The sequence below is a fragment of the Aliihoeflea sp. genome (assembly GCF_052435475.1).
Classification (GTDB): Bacteria; Pseudomonadota; Alphaproteobacteria; order Rhizobiales; family Rhizobiaceae; genus Aliihoeflea.
On sequence record NZ_JBQVMV010000011.1, the window covers coordinates 46082 to 63121 of the forward strand.

General features: G+C 64.9%; 16 protein-coding genes. 13 read left to right on the forward strand and 3 right to left on the reverse strand.

Translation table 11 applies throughout. The features are described 5' to 3' along the window. Positions 1-89: 89 nt before the first annotated feature. The 12 genes from ACT6QU_RS13125 (at position 90) to ACT6QU_RS13180 (ending at position 10921) form a co-directional block, all read left to right on the forward strand. On the forward strand, positions 90-1163 hold the full coding sequence (locus tag ACT6QU_RS13125; protein WP_444564985.1) for an ABC transporter ATP-binding protein: 1074 nt from the start codon (positions 90-92) through the stop codon (positions 1161-1163). Further along, positions 1163-2092, forward strand: a complete 930-nt coding sequence (locus ACT6QU_RS13130; protein ID WP_444564986.1) for an ABC transporter permease — start codon at positions 1163-1165, stop codon at positions 2090-2092. Before ACT6QU_RS13125 ends, ACT6QU_RS13130 begins: the two co-directional genes overlap by 1 nt. A gap of 4 nt (positions 2093-2096) precedes the next feature. Continuing rightward, positions 2097-2942, forward strand: coding sequence for an ABC transporter permease (locus tag ACT6QU_RS13135; protein WP_444564987.1), 846 nt, complete (start codon positions 2097-2099; stop codon positions 2940-2942). Further along, positions 2939-3676: an SDR family NAD(P)-dependent oxidoreductase gene (locus ACT6QU_RS13140; protein ID WP_444564988.1), complete on the forward strand. Its 738-nt coding sequence runs from the start codon at positions 2939-2941 to the stop codon at positions 3674-3676. Before ACT6QU_RS13135 ends, ACT6QU_RS13140 begins: the two co-directional genes overlap by 4 nt. A gap of 19 nt (positions 3677-3695) precedes the next feature. Continuing rightward, the gene (locus ACT6QU_RS13145; protein ID WP_444564989.1) at positions 3696-4466 is read left to right on the forward strand and encodes an SDR family NAD(P)-dependent oxidoreductase; all 771 of its coding nucleotides are present in this window, start codon (positions 3696-3698) and stop codon (positions 4464-4466) included. Between the two features lie 47 nt (positions 4467-4513). After that, positions 4514-5725: an ABC transporter substrate-binding protein gene (locus tag ACT6QU_RS13150; protein ID WP_444564990.1), complete on the forward strand. Its 1212-nt coding sequence runs from the start codon at positions 4514-4516 to the stop codon at positions 5723-5725. Positions 5726-5796: 71 nt separating this feature from the next. Continuing rightward, positions 5797-6888, forward strand: a complete 1092-nt coding sequence (locus ACT6QU_RS13155) for an ABC transporter ATP-binding protein (RefSeq protein WP_444564991.1) — start codon at positions 5797-5799, stop codon at positions 6886-6888. 36 nt (positions 6889-6924) lie between these two features. Then, a complete protein-coding gene (locus tag ACT6QU_RS13160) occupies positions 6925-7806 on the forward strand; it encodes a polysaccharide deacetylase family protein (protein ID WP_444564992.1) in 882 nt (293 codons plus the stop codon). Positions 7807-7828: 22 nt separating this feature from the next. Then, entirely contained in the window at positions 7829-8155 is a 327-nt protein-coding gene (locus ACT6QU_RS13165) for a hypothetical protein (protein ID WP_444564993.1), read from the forward strand. Next, complete coding sequence (locus tag ACT6QU_RS13170; RefSeq protein ID WP_444836675.1) at positions 8152-9198, forward strand: CobW family GTP-binding protein; 1047 nt, start codon at positions 8152-8154, stop codon at positions 9196-9198. The genes ACT6QU_RS13165 and ACT6QU_RS13170 overlap by 4 nt, the downstream gene beginning before the upstream one ends. A gap of 8 nt (positions 9199-9206) precedes the next feature. Continuing rightward, the gene (locus ACT6QU_RS13175) at positions 9207-10454 is read left to right on the forward strand and encodes an ABC transporter substrate-binding protein (protein WP_444564995.1); all 1248 of its coding nucleotides are present in this window, start codon (positions 9207-9209) and stop codon (positions 10452-10454) included. Positions 10455-10474: 20 nt separating this feature from the next. Further along, entirely contained in the window at positions 10475-10921 is a 447-nt protein-coding gene (locus tag ACT6QU_RS13180) for a GNAT family N-acetyltransferase (protein WP_444564996.1), read from the forward strand. Here ACT6QU_RS13180 and capA read toward each other — a convergent pair whose 3' ends face one another. Together capA and capB are read right to left on the reverse strand one after the other, a co-directional pair. After that, entirely contained in the window at positions 10922-12997 is a 2076-nt protein-coding gene (gene capA, locus ACT6QU_RS13185) for a caprolactamase subunit alpha (RefSeq protein ID WP_444564997.1), read from the reverse strand. Between the two features lie 16 nt (positions 12998-13013). Then, positions 13014-14774, reverse strand: a complete 1761-nt coding sequence (gene capB / locus ACT6QU_RS13190) for a caprolactamase subunit beta (protein ID WP_444564998.1) — start codon at positions 14772-14774, stop codon at positions 13014-13016. Between the two features lie 188 nt (positions 14775-14962). Here capB and ACT6QU_RS13195 point away from each other — a divergent pair, with 188 nt between their 5' ends. Then, a complete protein-coding gene (locus ACT6QU_RS13195; RefSeq protein WP_444564999.1) occupies positions 14963-15913 on the forward strand; it encodes an AraC-like ligand-binding domain-containing protein in 951 nt (316 codons plus the stop codon). 3 nt (positions 15914-15916) lie between these two features. Here ACT6QU_RS13195 and ACT6QU_RS13200 read toward each other — a convergent pair whose 3' ends face one another. Next, a complete protein-coding gene (locus ACT6QU_RS13200) occupies positions 15917-17002 on the reverse strand; it encodes a ribonucleotide-diphosphate reductase subunit beta (RefSeq protein ID WP_444565000.1) in 1086 nt (361 codons plus the stop codon). Positions 17003-17040: the final 38 nt, after the last annotated feature.

Consider the following 17040-nt stretch of genomic DNA (forward strand, 5'->3'; position numbering starts at 1 on the left):
CACGCTATCGGCTCTTGCGAGAGCCAATGTAGATGTGTTTGTATACATAATCAATTTAGAAAGCGTGGGAACGCTCGGGGAGTTTGCCGATGCTGGCACTGAATTCGGTATCGCGGCGATATGGCGAGACGGTCGCGCTCGACCGGCTGAGCGTCGCCGTGCCGGCCGACAGCTACGTCTCCGTCCTCGGCGCGAGCGGCAGCGGCAAGACCACGCTCCTGCGCATCATCGCCGGCTTCGAGGAGCCGGATGCCGGCACCGTCACGCTCGATGACAAGCGCCTCGACGGCGTGCCGCCGCATCGCCGCGACATCGGCTTCGTGTTCCAGAACTTCGCCCTGTTTCCGCATCTGAGCGTCGGCGACAACATCGCCTATGGCCTGCGCTACCGCGAGCATGCTCCGATCACCGATGCCGCCGAGGTCGCGCACCGGGTCAACGACATCATCCGCCTCGTCGGCCTCGAAGGCCTCGCCTCGCGCAAGGTCTCGGCCATTTCCGGCGGCCAGCGCCAGCGCGTCGCGCTCGCCCGCACGCTCGTCACCGAGCCGCGCATCGTCCTTCTCGACGAGCCGCTCGGCGCGCTCGACGCGAACCTGCGCGAGCGCATGTGCGACGAGCTGCGCCATATCCGGCAGCGCCTGAAGGTGACGTTCCTGCATGTCACCGGCAGCGAGACTGAGGCGCTCTTGATGGGCGACATCGTCGCCGTCCTGTCGCGCGGCACGATCGCCCAGTTCGCGCCCGCTTCGACGCTCTTTTCCGAGCCGCGCAGCGCCGATGTCGCGCGCCATCTCAACGCCTACAACATCCTCTCCGGCACGATGGAGGGCGGCCGCTTCCGCTCGCCCGCCGCCGCATTCCCGCTGCCCGCGCCGTCCTCGGCGCGGGACGGCACGCCGGTTGAGGTCGCCTTGCGCTTCGACCGGATCAGCGTGCGCCCGGCAGGTCTAGCCGGCGACGCCGCGCTGCGCGCACGCTTCATCACCAGCGAGTTTACCGGGTCGAGCGTCCTATCCTTCTTCCGCACCGAGGACGGGCAACTCGTCCAGGTCGTCTCGCACCTCTCCGGCCCGGTGCCCGAAACCTATACCAAGGACGAGGTCTACAGCCTCGCCTTCGATCCGGCCGAGATCGTTCCGTTCTTCGAAAGGGCTGCCTGATGGAAATCGCCGACAACAGGCCTGCCGCCTCCGGCTTTGCCGAAAGCCAGGGCAGTTCCTCGCCGGCGCAAAAGCGCGAGCGCGAGGAGCGCCGCCGCGCGCTGTTCCTCGTCACGCCCGGCATCGCCTGGATGACGCTATTCATGGTGCTGCCGCTCCTGATGGTCGTCTACGTTTCGTTCTGGACGCAGACCACCTTCACCGTCGAACCGACGCTCACCATCGAGAGCTGGCAGCGCTTCCTGTCGAGCTCGACCTATCTGTCGGCCACATGGACCACGGTTCGCATCTGGGCGATCGTGCTCGTTTCCACGCTCCTGATCGGCTATCCGGTCGCGCTCTTCATCGGCCTTTTCGTGCGCAACCAGACGCTGCAGACGGCGCTTCTCGTCATTTGCGTCATCCCGTTCTGGACCTCGTTCCTGATCCGCGTTATCGCCTGGCGGCCGATGCTGGGCACCGAGGGCGCGATCAACATGATCCTGATCAATCTCGGCATCATCGACACGCCGCTGACGACGCTGCTCTTTTCCGAGTTCGCCGTTCTCGTCGGCATGACGCAGATCTACTGCGTCTTCATGGTCGGGCCGATCACCTTCATGCTGTCGCGCATCGACCCGTCGATCATCGAGGCCGCGCGCGATCTCGGCGCGGGTTTCGGCAGGATCTTCTTCAAGATCATCCTGCCGCTTTCCTTGCCTGGCGTCGTCGTCGGCGCAATCTTCGTCTCGGTCATGGTGCTCGGCGAATTCGCCACCGCCGCATCGCTGTCGGGCCGCAAGGTCAACCTTCTCGGCAACATCATCGTCAGCCAGGTCGGTTCGCTCAAATGGGCCTTCGCCTCGGTCGCCGGCGTCATCCTGACTATCATCATCGCCATCGTCATCACGGTCATGCTGCGCGTGGTCAATCTCAGGAAGGAGATGTAGGCCGATGGAATCGCGCGTCCTGAAACCCGTCCTCGCCGTCTACTGCGCCGCCTTCATCCTGTTCCTCTACGGCCCGATGATCGTGCTCGCGATCCTGTCCTTCCAGGGCGCCGGTGGCGGCCCGCAGTTCCCGATCATCGAATGGTCGACCTACTGGTATCAGCACCTTCTCGGCCTCACTCCGCCCGGCCGCATCACGCAGCTTCCCATCGGCGACGCCCTGTTGCGCTCGCTCACGCTCGCGTTCATGACGACGGTCGTCTCGACGGTGCTCGGCGTCATGACGGCGCAAGGCTTCCGCACCCGCTTCAAGGGCTCGGGCGTCGTCTTCTACCTCGTCATCCTCGGCATGATCGTGCCGGGCGTGCTCGTCGGCCTCGGCATGGCGCTGTTTTCCAACATGGCCGGCGTGGCGCGCGCCTGGTGGGGCACGGCCTTCGTACTGCACGTCGTCTACACCTTCCCCTTCGCCTTCCTCGTCATGCTGGCAATCTTGAACCGCTTCGACCGCAGCGTGGAGGAAGCGTCGCTGTCGCTCGGCGTCTCGCCGGCGCAGACCTTCCGGCGCGTGACCTTCCCGATGATCTTCCCCGGCGTGCTCTCGGCGATGCTGTTCTCGTTCACGCTTTCCTATGACGAGTTCTCGCGTACGCTCTTCACCTCGGGCCGCGAACTGACCCTGCCGCTGACGATCTACGGCACGTTCTCGGTCGAGATCTATCCGAACATCTTCGCCTTCGGCGTCCTGACGACGCTGTTCTCCTTCACGCTCCTTGCCATCTACGCGCTCCTGATGCTGCGCGCCGTTCGCAAGGGTCAGGCCTTCAAGGGCCAGGAGGCGGAGGCATGAGCGGCAAGACCGCACTCGTCACCGGCGCCGGATCGGGCATCGGCGCGGGCATCGCAACGCGGCTTGCCGCCGAGGGCTATCGGGTCGCCGTCAATGACCTGAAGCCCGAGGCCTGTGCGAAGACCGTCGAGGCGATCGCAAAGGCCGGGGGCACGGCCGAGGCATTTCCCGCCGACATCTCTGATCCGGCAGCCGTGACCGGACTGGTCGCCGACGCCACGTCGCGTCTCGGTCCGGTCGCGCTTCTCGTCAACAATGCGGGTCACGGCCATCAGGCCGCGTTCCTCGACATCTCGCTCGCCGAGTTCGAGCGCATGTTCGCCGTCCATGTGCGCGGCACGTTCCTGATGTGCCAGGCGGTGCTGCCGTCGATGCTCGCGGCCGGCGAAGGCGTGATTGTCAATGTTGCCTCGCAGCTCGGACAGGTCGGCGGTGTCGAACTCGTCCACTATGCCGGTGCCAAGGGCGCGATCATCGCGATGACCAAGTCGCTCGCCCGCGAGGTCGCCAAGAAGGGTGTCCGCGTCAACGCGATCGCGCCCGGACCCATCAACACGCCGCTGGTCGAGGCACTTTCCGAAGACTGGAAGAAAGCCAAGGCGGCCGAACTCCCGCTCGGCCGGTTCGGCGAGACGCATGAGGTGGCCGGAGCAGTCGCCTTTCTGGCCTCGGCTGACGGCGCGCTCTTCGTCGGCCAGACGCTCGGGCCGAATTCCGGCGACGTGATGCTCTGAGAGTCAGGAAAGAACCCGCATGACCAAACCAGCCACCCCGCGCACCATCCTCGTCACCGGAGGCGGCATCGGCATCGGCCGCGCCGCCGCGCTCGCCTTCGCGCGTTCGGGCGATCATGTCGTGGTGACGGATGTCCTCGGACGTGAAGGACAGGCGGTCGCCGACGAGATCAACGCGTCCGGCGGCTCGGCCGAATTCGCCTGGCTCGACGTGCGCTCGACCGACGAAGCCGAAGCGCTCGTCGCCCGCATCGATGCCGAGCGCGGCGGCGTCGATGTCATCGTCGCCAATGCCGGCATCGCCCATCGCGTGCCGCTCGCGGACCTGACCGACGCCAAGTGGGACGAGACCTTCGACATCGATTTGAAGGGCATGATCCGCGTCATCCGGCCAGCACTCCCGTCGATGCGCGCGAAGAAATCCGGCGCGATCGTCTGCCTCTCCTCGATCATGGGCGTCGCCTATGGCTGGGACGAGCACGTCCACTATTCGGCCGCCAAGTCCGGCGTCGTCGGTCTGGTGCGCGGCCTTGCCGTTGAACTCGCGGGGCAGGGCATCCGCGTCAACGGCGTCGCGCCCGGCTACATCCGCACCGCGCAGCTCCTGTCGGAAAAGCACTCGCTCGGGCCGGAAGGCGCCGAAAAGGCCGCCGCCTTCATTCCGATGGGCCGGCTCGGCGAGCCGGACGACATCGCCGACGTCATTCATTTTCTCGCTTCCTCCGCGGCACGCTACCTGACGGGTCAGGTGATCGCGGTTGATGGAGGCCTCCTGGTGGGGCGCTACTGAAAATGGGCAATCATAACAAAGGGAACAGTCAGATGAGAAAGCATCCAATGTTGAACAGACGCACGATGCTGAAAGGGGGCGCGGGGGCCATGGCGCTGGCCATGGGCGGGTTCGCGCCGTTCGCCCGCCAGAAGGCATATGCGCAGGCGCTCGCCGACCAGCAGCTTCGCACGATCGGCCTGTCGGTCACCGTGCAAGACCGCATCCTCGATTCCTTCAAGCAGGAAAGCGGCGTTGGCACCGCGACCGGCACCGCCTCGACCTTCCCCGACGCACAGACGCGCATCCTGTCGGGCGCGGGTGACTATGATTGCTGGGAGGTGATCGCCGAGCGGCTACCGGCCGTCATCGCCACCAACAATGTCGAGCCGATCCCGGTCTCCGAAATCCCCAACTGGAACTCGATCCGCGACACCTTCACGACCGAGAACGACAAGTGGGAGCGCAAGGCGCAGATCGTCGGCCAGATCTGGGCCGACGAAGGCCAGACCGAGCTCTACATGGTCCCGGCCGTCTATAATTTCGATTCCATCGGCTACAATCCCGACGTCGTCAGCGACGAGGAAGCCAATAGCTGGACGGCGCTCTTCGACGACAAGTGGAAGGGCAAGTCGGGCCTCAACGTCGATCCGCTGATCGCCTTCGGCCAGGCCATCATCGCGCTCAACACGCTCGGCGAACTGGAGTCCAAGAACCCCGGCAACCCGACCGTCGAGGAAATCGACGAGGCGACCGCCTTCCTGATCTCCAAGAAGAAGGGCGGCCAGTTCCGCGCGCTCTGGGGCGATTTCGGCGAGCTCGTCAACCTGATGGCGTCCGGCGAAATGGTCGTCTCCGACGCCTGGCAGCCGGCCGTCATGGCGGTGAAGGCGCAGGGGCGTCCTGCGAAATACGCGACGCCGAAGGAAGGCACGCGCGGCTGGACCATCGGCCCTTCGCTGATCGCCGGCTCGCCCAACCGCGAGGCCGTCATCGCCTACGCCAATTACTGGCTCTCCGGCCCGCCGGCCATCGCCGTGACGGAACAGGGCTACTACTCGCCCTCGACCAACATCAAGGAAGCGATGGACCCGGACAAATACGCCTTCTGGTACGAGGGCAAGCCCTGGGTCGGCGCCGCCGAGCGCGGCATCAACGAGGGCGACCTGCGCGATGGCGGCTCGCTCGAAGAGCGCTCGGCCAACGTCGCCTACTGGCACCAGTGGCCGGACGAGTACGACTATCTGATCCAGCGCTGGGACGAGTTCCTCAACGCCTGATCCCGCTCTCCCGCGCGCCGGATCGCCCGGCGCGCGGGGCCTCCTCATCCAAAGTCGCATCGGAAATCGGCATGTACGATCTCGAACTCAATGGCGTCGGCAAGACCTATTCGGACGGCACCGTCGCGGTGGCCGATTTCGATCTTCGCGTCGGCAAGGGCGAGTTCGTCGCCTTTCTCGGCCCGTCCGGCTGCGGCAAGTCGACGACCCTGCGCATGATCGCCGGCTTCGAGGAGATCACCAATGGCGACATCCTGATTAAGGGCAAGAACGTCTCGTCGATCCCGCCCGAGCGCCGCCCGACCTCGATGATCTTCCAGAACTACGCGCTCTTCCCGCACATGACCGTGCGCCAGAACATCGGCTTCGGCCTCGACGTCAAGGCGCTGTCGACATCGGAGAAGACCGCCAAGGTCGACCGCATCATGGACATGTTCGGCCTGACGCCCTTTGCCGACCGCAAGGCCGACAAGCTTTCCGGCGGCCAGCGCCAGCGCATCGCGCTCGCGCGCGGGCTCGTCGTCGAGCCCGACATCCTCCTCCTCGACGAGCCGCTCGGCGCGCTCGACGCCAATCTGCGCCGCGTCATCCAGAACGAACTGAAGCTCCTGCAGCGCGAACTCGGCATCACCTTCGTCTTCGTCACTCATGCGCAGTCCGAGGCGCTTGGCCTGTCCGACCGCATCGTCGTGATGAATCGCGGCCGCGTCGAGCAGATCGGCACGCCGCACGAAGTTTACGCCAATCCGAAGACCGAATTCGTCGCCCGCTTCATCGGCTCGAACGCCATCATCGAGGGCCAGAACCTGACCATCGCGGACGGCATCGGCGCGGTCGACACCGCCTTCGGACGCATGCGCGGCCGGCCTGCCGAAACCGTTCGAGCCGGTGAGGGCGTGCTGGTCGCGATCCCGGCCGAGGCGATGCGGATTTCACGGCGCGGCGCCGCCGACGCGCTGCCCGCGGAAAACCGCCTCAACGGCACGATCGCGATGCGCCATGCGGTCGGCAGCGTCCAGCATTTTCAGATCGACCTCGACGGGCGCCAGCGCGTCGACGTCGAGACGAGCACTGACAATCGCGACCTGATGCAGCTTGCCGTGGGCGACGCGGTCACGGTCGACTGTCCATCCGAAAACGTCACCCTGGTCGCCAGGGGATGAACGCAAAACGCTCAATCAATCCAAGGGAGATCGGCAATGGCTAAGGAAATTCTGGTCGGTTTCGGCATCGACGTCGATGCCGTGGCGGGGTGGCTCGGCTCTTACGGCGGCGAGGATTCGCCCGACGACATCTCGCGCGGCATGTTCGCCGGCGAGGTCGGCTCGCCCCGCCTCTTGAAGATGTTCGAGCGCTGGGGCATCAAGACGACATGGTTCATCCCGGGCCACTCGGCGGAGACCTTCTGGGACGAGATGAAGGCCGTCGCCGATGCCGGCCACGAGATCGGCATCCACGGCTACAGCCACGAAAACCCGATCGCAATGACGCCCGAGCAGGAAGAGCAGGTCCTCGATAGATGTATCGACCTGATCACCAAGCTCTCCGGCCAGCGGCCGACCGGCTATGTCGCGCCGTGGTGGGAATTCTCCAACGTCACCAACGAGTTGCTGCTAAAGAAGGGCATCAAGTACGACCACTCGCTGATGCACAACGACTTCACGCCCTATTATGTGCGCGTCGGCGACAAGTGGACCAAGATCGACTATTCCGCCAAGCCCTCCGACTGGATGCAGCCGCTGACGCGCGGCGAGGAAACCGACCTGATCGAGATTCCGGCCAACTGGTATCTCGACGATTTGCCGCCAATGATGTTCATCAAGAAGGCGCCCAACAGCCATGGCTTCGTCAATCCCCGGCACATCGAGGAGATGTGGCGCGACCAGTTCGACTGGGTCTATCGCGAGATGGACTATGCCGTCTTCCCGATCACCATCCATCCCGACGTGTCGGGCCGCCCGCAGGTGCTTTTGATGCTCGAGCGCCTCTATGAATACATCAAGGGCCACGAGGGCGTGCGCTTCGTCACCATGAACGAGATGGCCGACGATTTCGCCAAGCGCCATCCGCGCAAGAAATAGGCGCGAAGGGGAGGAGCCGGTCATGTGCTCGCTGTGTGGCATATTGGGGTGCGACGACCACTGGACGAGCGCGGTCGCTCGTCCAGGCGTCTACACGCGCAACACCGACCGGCTCTCGCGGCGGCGCGAGGCGGCTGACCGGATGAAGTTCGCCAACGCCGTCCTGTCGCCGCGCCGAATCAGCGTCTCCGAATGGCAGGGCACGTCCTACGTCCTGTCGAACCCTACCGGCCGCACGCAGATCTTCGACAGCCTCGCCCATCTCTGGCCAGAAGCCGAGACGATGGCCGGCCGCGACTTCGATCCGCTCGATCCGGTCTATCTGGAGCAGTTGAAGGCGTTGTCATGAAGGATGCCACGCCGATCAACCTCCTCACCGGCTTCCTCGGTTCGGGCAAGACGACGCTGTTGCAACGCCTCCTGACCGACCCGGCCATGGCCAGCGCCGCCGTGCTCATCAACGAGTTCGGCGAGGTCGGGCTCGACCATCACCTCCTCGACCGCATCGACGACAATGTCGTCCTGATGAAATCGGGTTGCATCTGCTGCACCGTGCGCGGCGAGATCGCCGATGCCCTGCTCGGCCTCCATTCGCAACGCGCGCGCGGTGAAATCCCCTGGTTCGACCGCGTCGTCATCGAGACGACGGGCCTCGCCGATCCGTTCCCCGCCCTCTCCACCATCCAGTCGCACCCCGTCCTGCGCAGCCATTTCTCCATCGCCAACGTCGTGACGACGGTCGACGCCGTCAACGGCCAGAAGCAACTTTCCGACCGTCTCGAAGCCGTCCGTCAGGTCGGCGCGGCCGATGTCGTCGTCATCACCAAGACCGACCTCGCCGACGAGGCCCGCACCGCCGACCTCCGCGCCGCGCTCACGCGCCTCAATCCGACCGCGCGCCAGATCATAGCCGCCGACGCCGCCTCGAACGATTTCATCGCGTCGAGCACCACGCTGCGCGTGGAAGGCTGGGAAAGCCATCTCGCGCATGACCACGATCACCATCATCATCACCACCACCACGACGCCGCCGACGCAAGAATCCGCTCCTTCGCCATCACCGTCGACGGCCCGGTCGACTGGACCGCGTTCGGCGTCTGGCTCACCATGCTTCTCAACCGGCATGGCGATCGCATCTTCCGCGTCAAGGGCATCCTCAACGTCGCCGGCGAGGACCGGCCGGTCGCCATCCACGGCGTCCAGCGCCTCGTCCATGCGCCGGCCCACATGAGCGGCTGGCCGGATGCGAACCGGCAGTCGCGCATCGTCTTCATCGTCGACGATCTCGACCCGGCACGGATCGAAGCCTCGTTCCGCGTGTTCAACAGGCTGTCGGAAAAAGTGCTGCCGCATCGCGCAAGCGGTTGCCTCGAAGGTGCAACCCCGCGATAGGAGACCGGATGACCCTTGAGGACAATGAAGCCATCGCGGCGCCGGCCGTCCACATCGCCAAGCCGCAGACCCTGCGCGTGCTGTGCACCGAAATCACGCCGTTCCGCCAGTTGCAGGCCCGCGCCCAGCGCGACCTCGGCTTCGAACTCGCCTTCGAGCAGCATGATTTCGTCACCGCCCAGCGCCTCGCCGCCACCGAGCCCGACCGCTACGACATCTACGACCAGTGCTTCCACAATCTCGATATCGTCTGGCACTGGCGCGCCATCAAGCCGATCGAGATCGACCGCATCGATCTGTGGCCGCGCGTCAACGACCTGACCAAGAAGGGCTGCATCAACGCCGCAGCCCCGCTCGGCTTCGGCGATGCGCCCGTCACGCGGCTCTATGTGCAGCAGGACAACACCCTGTCCTCCATGCCGACGCCTTACCTTTCGATGCTGCCAACGGTCCACAATTTCGATTCCTTCGGCATCAACGAAACCGCGACCGGCATCGACACCGACCGCGACGTCCATTCCTGGGCCGAACTCCTGAACCCGCGCTGGCGCGGCCATGTCTCCATCGTCGACGAGCCGGCGATCGGCATCTTCGACCTCGCGCTCGCCTTCCGCGCTGCGCGCAAGATGGCATTCAAGGAACTCGGCAACATGACGGTCGACGAGATCGACCATTTGCTCGACTTCGCGCTTGCCTTGAAACGCAAAGGCCATTTCCACACCTTCTGGCGCACCGCGCCCGAGGCGACCGCCTTGATGGAAAGCGGCGACGTGTGGGCCGGGTCGATGTGGAGCCCGAGCGCGGTGGCGCTGAAAAGCCGTCACTTGCGCATCCGCCAGGCCGTGCCCGTCGAGGGCTACCGCGCCTGGCACGGCGGGCTGTGCCTCGCCCGGCATCTCACCGGCCACCGGCTCGACCAGGCCTATGCCTATCTCAACTGGTCGCTGTCGGGCTGGCCCGGCGCCGTCGTCGCGCGGCAGGGCTATTACATGTCGGTCACCGAGCCGGTGCGCGACCATCTCGAGCCGGAAGAGTGGGACTACTGGTACGAGGGCAAGCCCGCGCGCCGCATCCTCAATGATCCTGAAGGCAAGCCCGCGATCCAGCTCGGCGCAGTCCGCTCCGGCGGTTCCTACTGGAGCCGCGCCTTGCATATCGCGCTGTGGAACACGACCATGGACGAGCACAACTACCTCGTGCGACGCTGGGCCGAGCTCGTGCGCGAACCGGCCGGCGGCTTGAAGCGCGCGTCCTGATCTTGAAGAAGGAATCCGCCTTGGCAGTCACCATCATCCGGCCCGAACCGCAGCACCGCGACGACTGGGACCGGCTCTATGCAGCCTACGCGCAGTTCTACAAGGTCGTGCAGACGACCGAGATGCGCGACCGCGTCTGGGGCTGGCTGCAATCGCCCGACGAGGAGGAGCAGGGCTTCCTCGCCGCCGACGAAACAGGCCGCGTCGTCGGCCTCGCGCATTTCCGCCAGTTCACCCGCCCGCTCTCGGCCACGCGCGGCGGCTTCCTAGACGATCTCTTCGTCGACCCGGATTTGCGAGGGTCCGGCGCCGCGCAAGCGTTGATTGCCGCAATCTCCGACGAAGGCCGCGCGCGCGGCTGGACCGTCATCCGCTGGATCACCAAAGACGACAACTACCGCGCCCGTGCCGCCTATGACCGGATCGCCAAACGCACCGAGTGGCTGACCTACGACATCGCGCTGTAGTCAACCCGGCGTCACCACATAAGACCCGCTCGCATGCAACTCCGCCCTCCAGCCCGGCTCGATCACGATCGTCGTCGTCGTCTCCTCGATGATCGCCGGTCCGGTCACCACGTCGCCGGCTCCAAGCTTGCCCCCGTCATATACCGGCACGCGTTGCCTCTGGCCGTCGGCGGTGAAGATCGCCTGCCGCGTTCCCTTCAGTGACGCGTCGACATTGCCGCCCTTCGCCAGCGCCTTGTCGTCCGGCTTGGCGACCAGGCCGTAAAGCGTGCTTTCGATGTTGACGATCTCGACCGTGTTGTTCGGCTCGGCATAGGTGTAGAGCTGTTCGTGCCGGCGGTGGAACGCGTCCTTCAGGCGCTCGACCGTCTCCGCGCCGATCTCGAAATTGTCGACCTCCACCGTGCATTCGTGCACCTGTCCGACATAGCGCATGTCGAGGCTGCGCTTGATGCGGATCTGGTCCTCGCCGAAGCCGTCGGCCTTGAGATGCGCCTGGCCTTCCTCTTCCAGTTCGTGGAACAGCGCATTGACGCGCCGATAGGCGTCCTCATTGTCGAGCCGCACCGGGCAGGTCGCCATGTAGTTGTATTTGACGTCCGAGATGATCTGGCCGAAGGCGCAAAGGCCCGAGGCGAGCTTCGGCACGATGATCCGCGTGATGCCCATCTCGCGCGCCAGCGCCGTGATGTGCGCGCCCGTCGCGCCGCCGGCGCAGACCAGCACGAAGTCGCGCGGGTCGTAGCCGCGCTCGATCGAGACGCGCCTGATGCCGTTGACCATGTTGGCGTTGACGATGGTGAACATGCCGTAGGCGGCTTTTTCGAGCGAGATGCCGAGCGGCTCGGCAACGTGTTTTTGGATCGCGTCCTGTGCCTTCACCGGATCGAGCGGCAGGCGCCCGCCGACCAGCCCGTCGGAGTTCAGATAGCCCAGGACGAGATTGACGTCGGTCGTGGTGGGCAAGGTTCCGCCCTGGCCGTAGCAGGCGGGGCCGGGGTCCGAGCCGGCGCTTTGGGGGCCGACCTGGAGCAGGCCCATCTCGTCGATCCAGCCGATCGAGCCGCCGCCCGCGCCCAGCGTCTCGACCTGGATCATCGGCACGCCGATCCGGTAGCGAAGGAAGTCGATGTTCTTGTTGAGGTTCGTCACGCCTTCATGGGTCAGCGTGATGTCGAACGACGTGCCGCCCATGTCGATGGTGATGACGTTGGTCTCGTCGAAGGGGGCGGAGACGTGGAGGCCTGCCAGCGGCGCCGAGGCCGGGCCGGAATTGATCGCGTAGACTGAGCGATCCGTCATCGCCTCGCCGATGGCAAGGCCCCCGTTCGACTGGAAGTAGCGCACCGGGTGCTTCGCGCCCAGCGAGCGGAAATAGGCGTCCACCGCGCCGACATATTTCTTCAATGTCGGCGCGAGATAGGCGTTCGTCACCGCCGTCGAGGTGCGCGTATATTCGCGCACCTGCGGGTAGAGCGCCGAGCCGAGCGTGAGGATAACGCCCGGCATCATCTCGCGCACGATCTCGCTGGCGCGGCGCTCGTGCTCGGGGTGAAGCACCGACCAGACGAAGGAGATCGCGACCGATTCCACGCCCTCTTTCACGAAATGCTCGCAGGCCGCGCGCACATCGTCCTCGGTCAGCGGCGTTCGTACCTCGCCGTTCGACAACACCCGCTCGCGCACGCCCTTTCGCAGATTGCGCGGCACCAGCATGACGGCCGGCGGATAATCGGCGTCGTAGCGATAGCCGTCCTCCTTGTGGCCGTTGCGGATCTCGATGGAATCCTCGTGGCCGGCCGTGCAGATCAGCCCCGTGCGCGCACCCTTGTGCTGGATCAGCGCATTGAGGCCGACCGTCGTGCCGTTGATGCACAAATCGCAATTGGGGATGATCTCGTCGAGCGGCACGTCGAGGTCTTCGGCGATCAGCGACAGGCCGTTGCGGATCGCGATGGTCGGGTCGGCCGGCGTCGACAGCGCCTTGTAGAGCCGGTTGCCGCCGGCCTGCTCGGCCAGGACGAAATCGGTGAAGGTGCCGCCGGCATCGATGCCGAGACGATATTTGCTGCGCATGATCTTTTCTCCCACTTCAGGCGGCGCGCAATTTGCGGGTGGCGTCGAGGTCAACCTTCAGCGTTTCCGCATCCGCGATGACGACGCCGTAGTCCTCGCGCGCCCCGTTGATCGAGACGAGGCCGAGCTTGACGTCCTCGACCACCTTATCGACCGGTCGTTTCTTCGGGTCGCCATAGCCGCCGCCGCCGGGATTCATGTTGGTCACCGTCTCGCCGGGCTTGATGACGCCGATCGTGTTGTTGCGGATCGTCTCGGTGTTTCCGTCGCGCTTGAGTTCCAGCCGGCCGACCTTGGTGTCGATCATGGTCGATGTCGCGCCTGCGGCACCCAATGCGGGAATCCGCCGTCCTTCGCCGAACATGATGAAGGTCATGTCGCCATCGAGCGGTTCCACCTCCCAGGCCGTGCCCGAGCCGCCGCGATGCAAGCCAGCGCCGCCCGAATCCGTCATCAGCGAATATTTGTGGATGATGATCGGGTAGGAATGCTCCAGAAGCTCGATGTCGCCCGAGGTCAGCGCGCCGAAGCAGCATTCCGGTCCACAGGCGTGCCAACCGTCCTGCTGCGGCGTCGCGCCCGCGCCGGAAATGATGGTGGCGAGCACCATCGTCACATATTCCTCGTCGTGGCGCTTGTCCCAGCCGGCGATGTTGAGGCCGTTGGCATGCCCCCATGAAGCCGCGACCTTCGAGGGCATCGCCTTCTCGAAGGCGAGGCGCACCGCGTCGGTCAGCGTCTCCATCGGCGTCGTGGTGCAATTCATGTGCGGCGCCGGTTCCTTGGCGTTGCACAGCGTGCCCTTCGGACCCATGTCGACCGCCACGCAGCGATAGAGCCCTTCATTGTAGGGCGGGGGAAGCTGCGCGAACATCATCAGGCCGAGATAGACGCCCGAATAGGAATTGCCCTCGTAGGAATTGATGAAATAGGGGATCTGCGGCGGGCTCGAGATGACGATGCGGCAATCGTCCCCTTCGATGGTCACCGTCGCCTTGATGTCGAAATCGCCGAAGCCGTGGCCCGCATCCTCCAGCACCGCGACGCCCTCATACGTGCCGTCGGGAACCGAGCGGATCAGCGTGCGCATCTGGCGCTCGGCCATGTTGAGAAGTTCGCCGATGCACGCGTCGACCACGTCTTTACCGTATTTGTCGAGCATCCGGACCAGCGCCCGCTCGCCGACCTGGCAGGCGCCGATCAGCGCGTTGAAATCGCCTTCCTGATCCCGCCTTGCGCGCATGTTGGTCAGGATCATGTTGAGCACGTCCTTGCGCGGCTTGCCCCGGTCCCAAATCTTGACGGGGGGAATGCGCAGGCACTCGGCGTAGATTTCCTTGGCGTCGGGATTGTAGCCGGCCGGCACCGGCCCGCCGATGTCGGTCAGATGACCCTTGCAGACGGTCCAGTAGACGAGTTCGCCATGGTAAAAGACGGGCTTGTACATGCACACGTCGATGGCGTGGCTGCCGCCATAGGCGGGGTCGTTGTGGAGGATCAGGTCGCCCTCGTTTATGTCGCCCTCGAAATAGCCGGCGACCACCTTCATCGCCGGGATCAGCGAGCCGAGATGGATCGGGATGTCCTGGCCTTGCAGGATCATCTCCGGCTCGGCGTTGAAGAGCGCGGTCGAATAGTCATGCGCCAGGTTGAAGACGCTCGATCGCGCGGTCTTTTCCAGCGACAGCGTCATTTCGCGCTGCGTCGTTTCGAGAATGCCCCGCACCACCGACAGGGTGATCGGGTCGACGGTGCGCGTGGCTTCTGTCCGGTACATTGGTCCTCGCTTCCCGGCCCGGTCGTGCGCCGCACCGATGTTCCCTTGTTTTCGGAAAGCCTATGCCCGTCGCGCTGCGCACGTCTTTGACGAGGAGCGCGCGATTTCTTGACCGTCAGCGCAGTCGTCCATGAAGCGTTTGTCAGGTGCGGAGACCTGCCATAAGGTCAGGTTGGGAGAGGACGCAGATGGACGTCATCACGACACGCGGGGTCGATCCCGCCAGCCGCAGCGCCCACTGGCATCAGGCGATCGCCCATGCCTATTTTCCGCTCGATCTGAAATTCCGCGATCCCGAACGCTTCACCGGCCACCTCGCGAAATGGACGCTCGGCGGCGTCTCGCTGTCGCGCCTGCGTTCCGAGGCGCTTGCCTATCACCGCCTGCCACGCCATCTGCGCGGCGAAAGCGACGAACAGCTCCTGATCACCGTCCCTGTCCGTGCGCCGGTCTATTTTTCGCAAGCCGGGCGCGACGTCACCTGCGCGCCGGGCGGCTACATCATCGAATGCGGCCACGAGCCCTACGAGTTCAGCTATGGCGAGCGCTCGGACCTTTGGGTCATGAAGGTCGACGCCGCCGCGCTGCGCGGCCGCATTCGCGCGCCCGAACGCTTCTACGGGATGCAGTTCAACGGATCGGACGGCGTCTCCGGCCTCTTCGTCGCCATGCTGCACCAGATTCCCACCCAGATCGGCTCGATGAGCGAAGAGGCGCGCGATGCGGTCGGCCAGCAACTCGTCGACCTCCTCGCGCTCTCCATCCGCGCCGACGAGCGCACGCTCACCTCCGGCCAGTCGAGCGTCCGCGCCGCGCATCTGTCGCGCGTCGAAACCTTCGTGCGCACCAATCTTCACCGCCGCGACCTCGATCCCGAACTGATCGCGCGGCGCTGCGGCATTTCCGTGCGCTATCTCCACGAGATCTTCCGCGACACCAACCAGACGCTCGGCCAGTGGGTGCGCGACATGCGGCTCGAAGCTGCGCGCGAGGACCTTCAGTCGGCAGGCCCGCAGGCATCGATCGCCGAGATCTGCTTCGCGCGTGGTTTCGGCGACCTCGCCCATTTCACCCGCCTGTTCAAAAGCCGGTTCGGAAAGGCGCCGGGAGGATATCGCAAGAGCCTCAACGTCGGCTGAGGCTCAGTCCCAGGAGAGCGCCCCGCCGCTTTGATACTCGATCACCCGCGTCTCGAAGAAGTTCTTCTCCTTCTTCAGATCCATCGCCTCCGACATCCAGGGAAACGGGTTTTCCGTCTCGGCGAAGACGGGCGCGAGACCGAGCTGCGCGCAGCGCCGGTTGGCGATGAAGCGCATATATTGCTCGCACAGCGCCGCGTTCAGCCCGAGAAACCCGCGCGGCATCGTATCGCGGCCATAGGCGGCTTCGAGTTCGGCCGCATCGGCGATCATTCCGCGGATTTCCTCCTGGAACGCCGCCGTCCACAGATGCGGGTTTTCGTGCCGGATCTGGTTGATGACGTCGATGCCGAAATTCAGGTGGATGCTCTCGTCGCGCAATATGTACTGGTACTGCTCGGCGATGCCGACCATCTTGTTGCGCCGGCCCAGCGACAGGATCTGCGCGAAGCCGGTATAGAACCAAATGCCCTCGAAAATGACGTAGAAGGCCACGAGGTCGCGCAGGAAGGCGGTGTCGGTCTCCGGCGTTCCGGTCTTGAAATCGGCATCGTCGAGCGACTGTGTGTGTTTCAGCGCCCATGCCGCCTTGTCGGTGATCGACGGCACCTCGCGATACATGTTGAAGAGCTCGCCCTCGTCGAGCGACAGGCTTTCCACGATATACTGGAACGTATGCGTGTGGATCGCCTCCTCGAAGGCTTGCCGCAGCAGATATTGCCGACATTCCGGGTTCGTCAGATGCCGGTAGATGGCGAGCACGATGTTGTTCGCGACAAGCGATTCCGAGGCGGCGAAGAAGCCGAGATTGCGCTTGATCATTCGCCGCTCGTCCTCGGTCAGCCCGTCCTTCGACTTCCAGAGCGTGATGTCGGCCTGCATCGAGACCTCGGTCGGCATCCAGTGATTGTTGCAGCCGGCAAGATATTTCTCCCACGCCCAGCGATACTTGAGCGGCAGAAGCTGGTTCACGTCGGCGCGGGCGTTGATCATGCGCTTGTCGTCGATGGCGACCCGCGCACCGCCGCGCTCGATGGCGCCAAGGCCAGTCGCGTCGGAGGCGGGGAGGGGAGCGGATAGGTTGAGCATTGGGAAATCCTGATATCTATTTGCTGGAACTCCCCCTC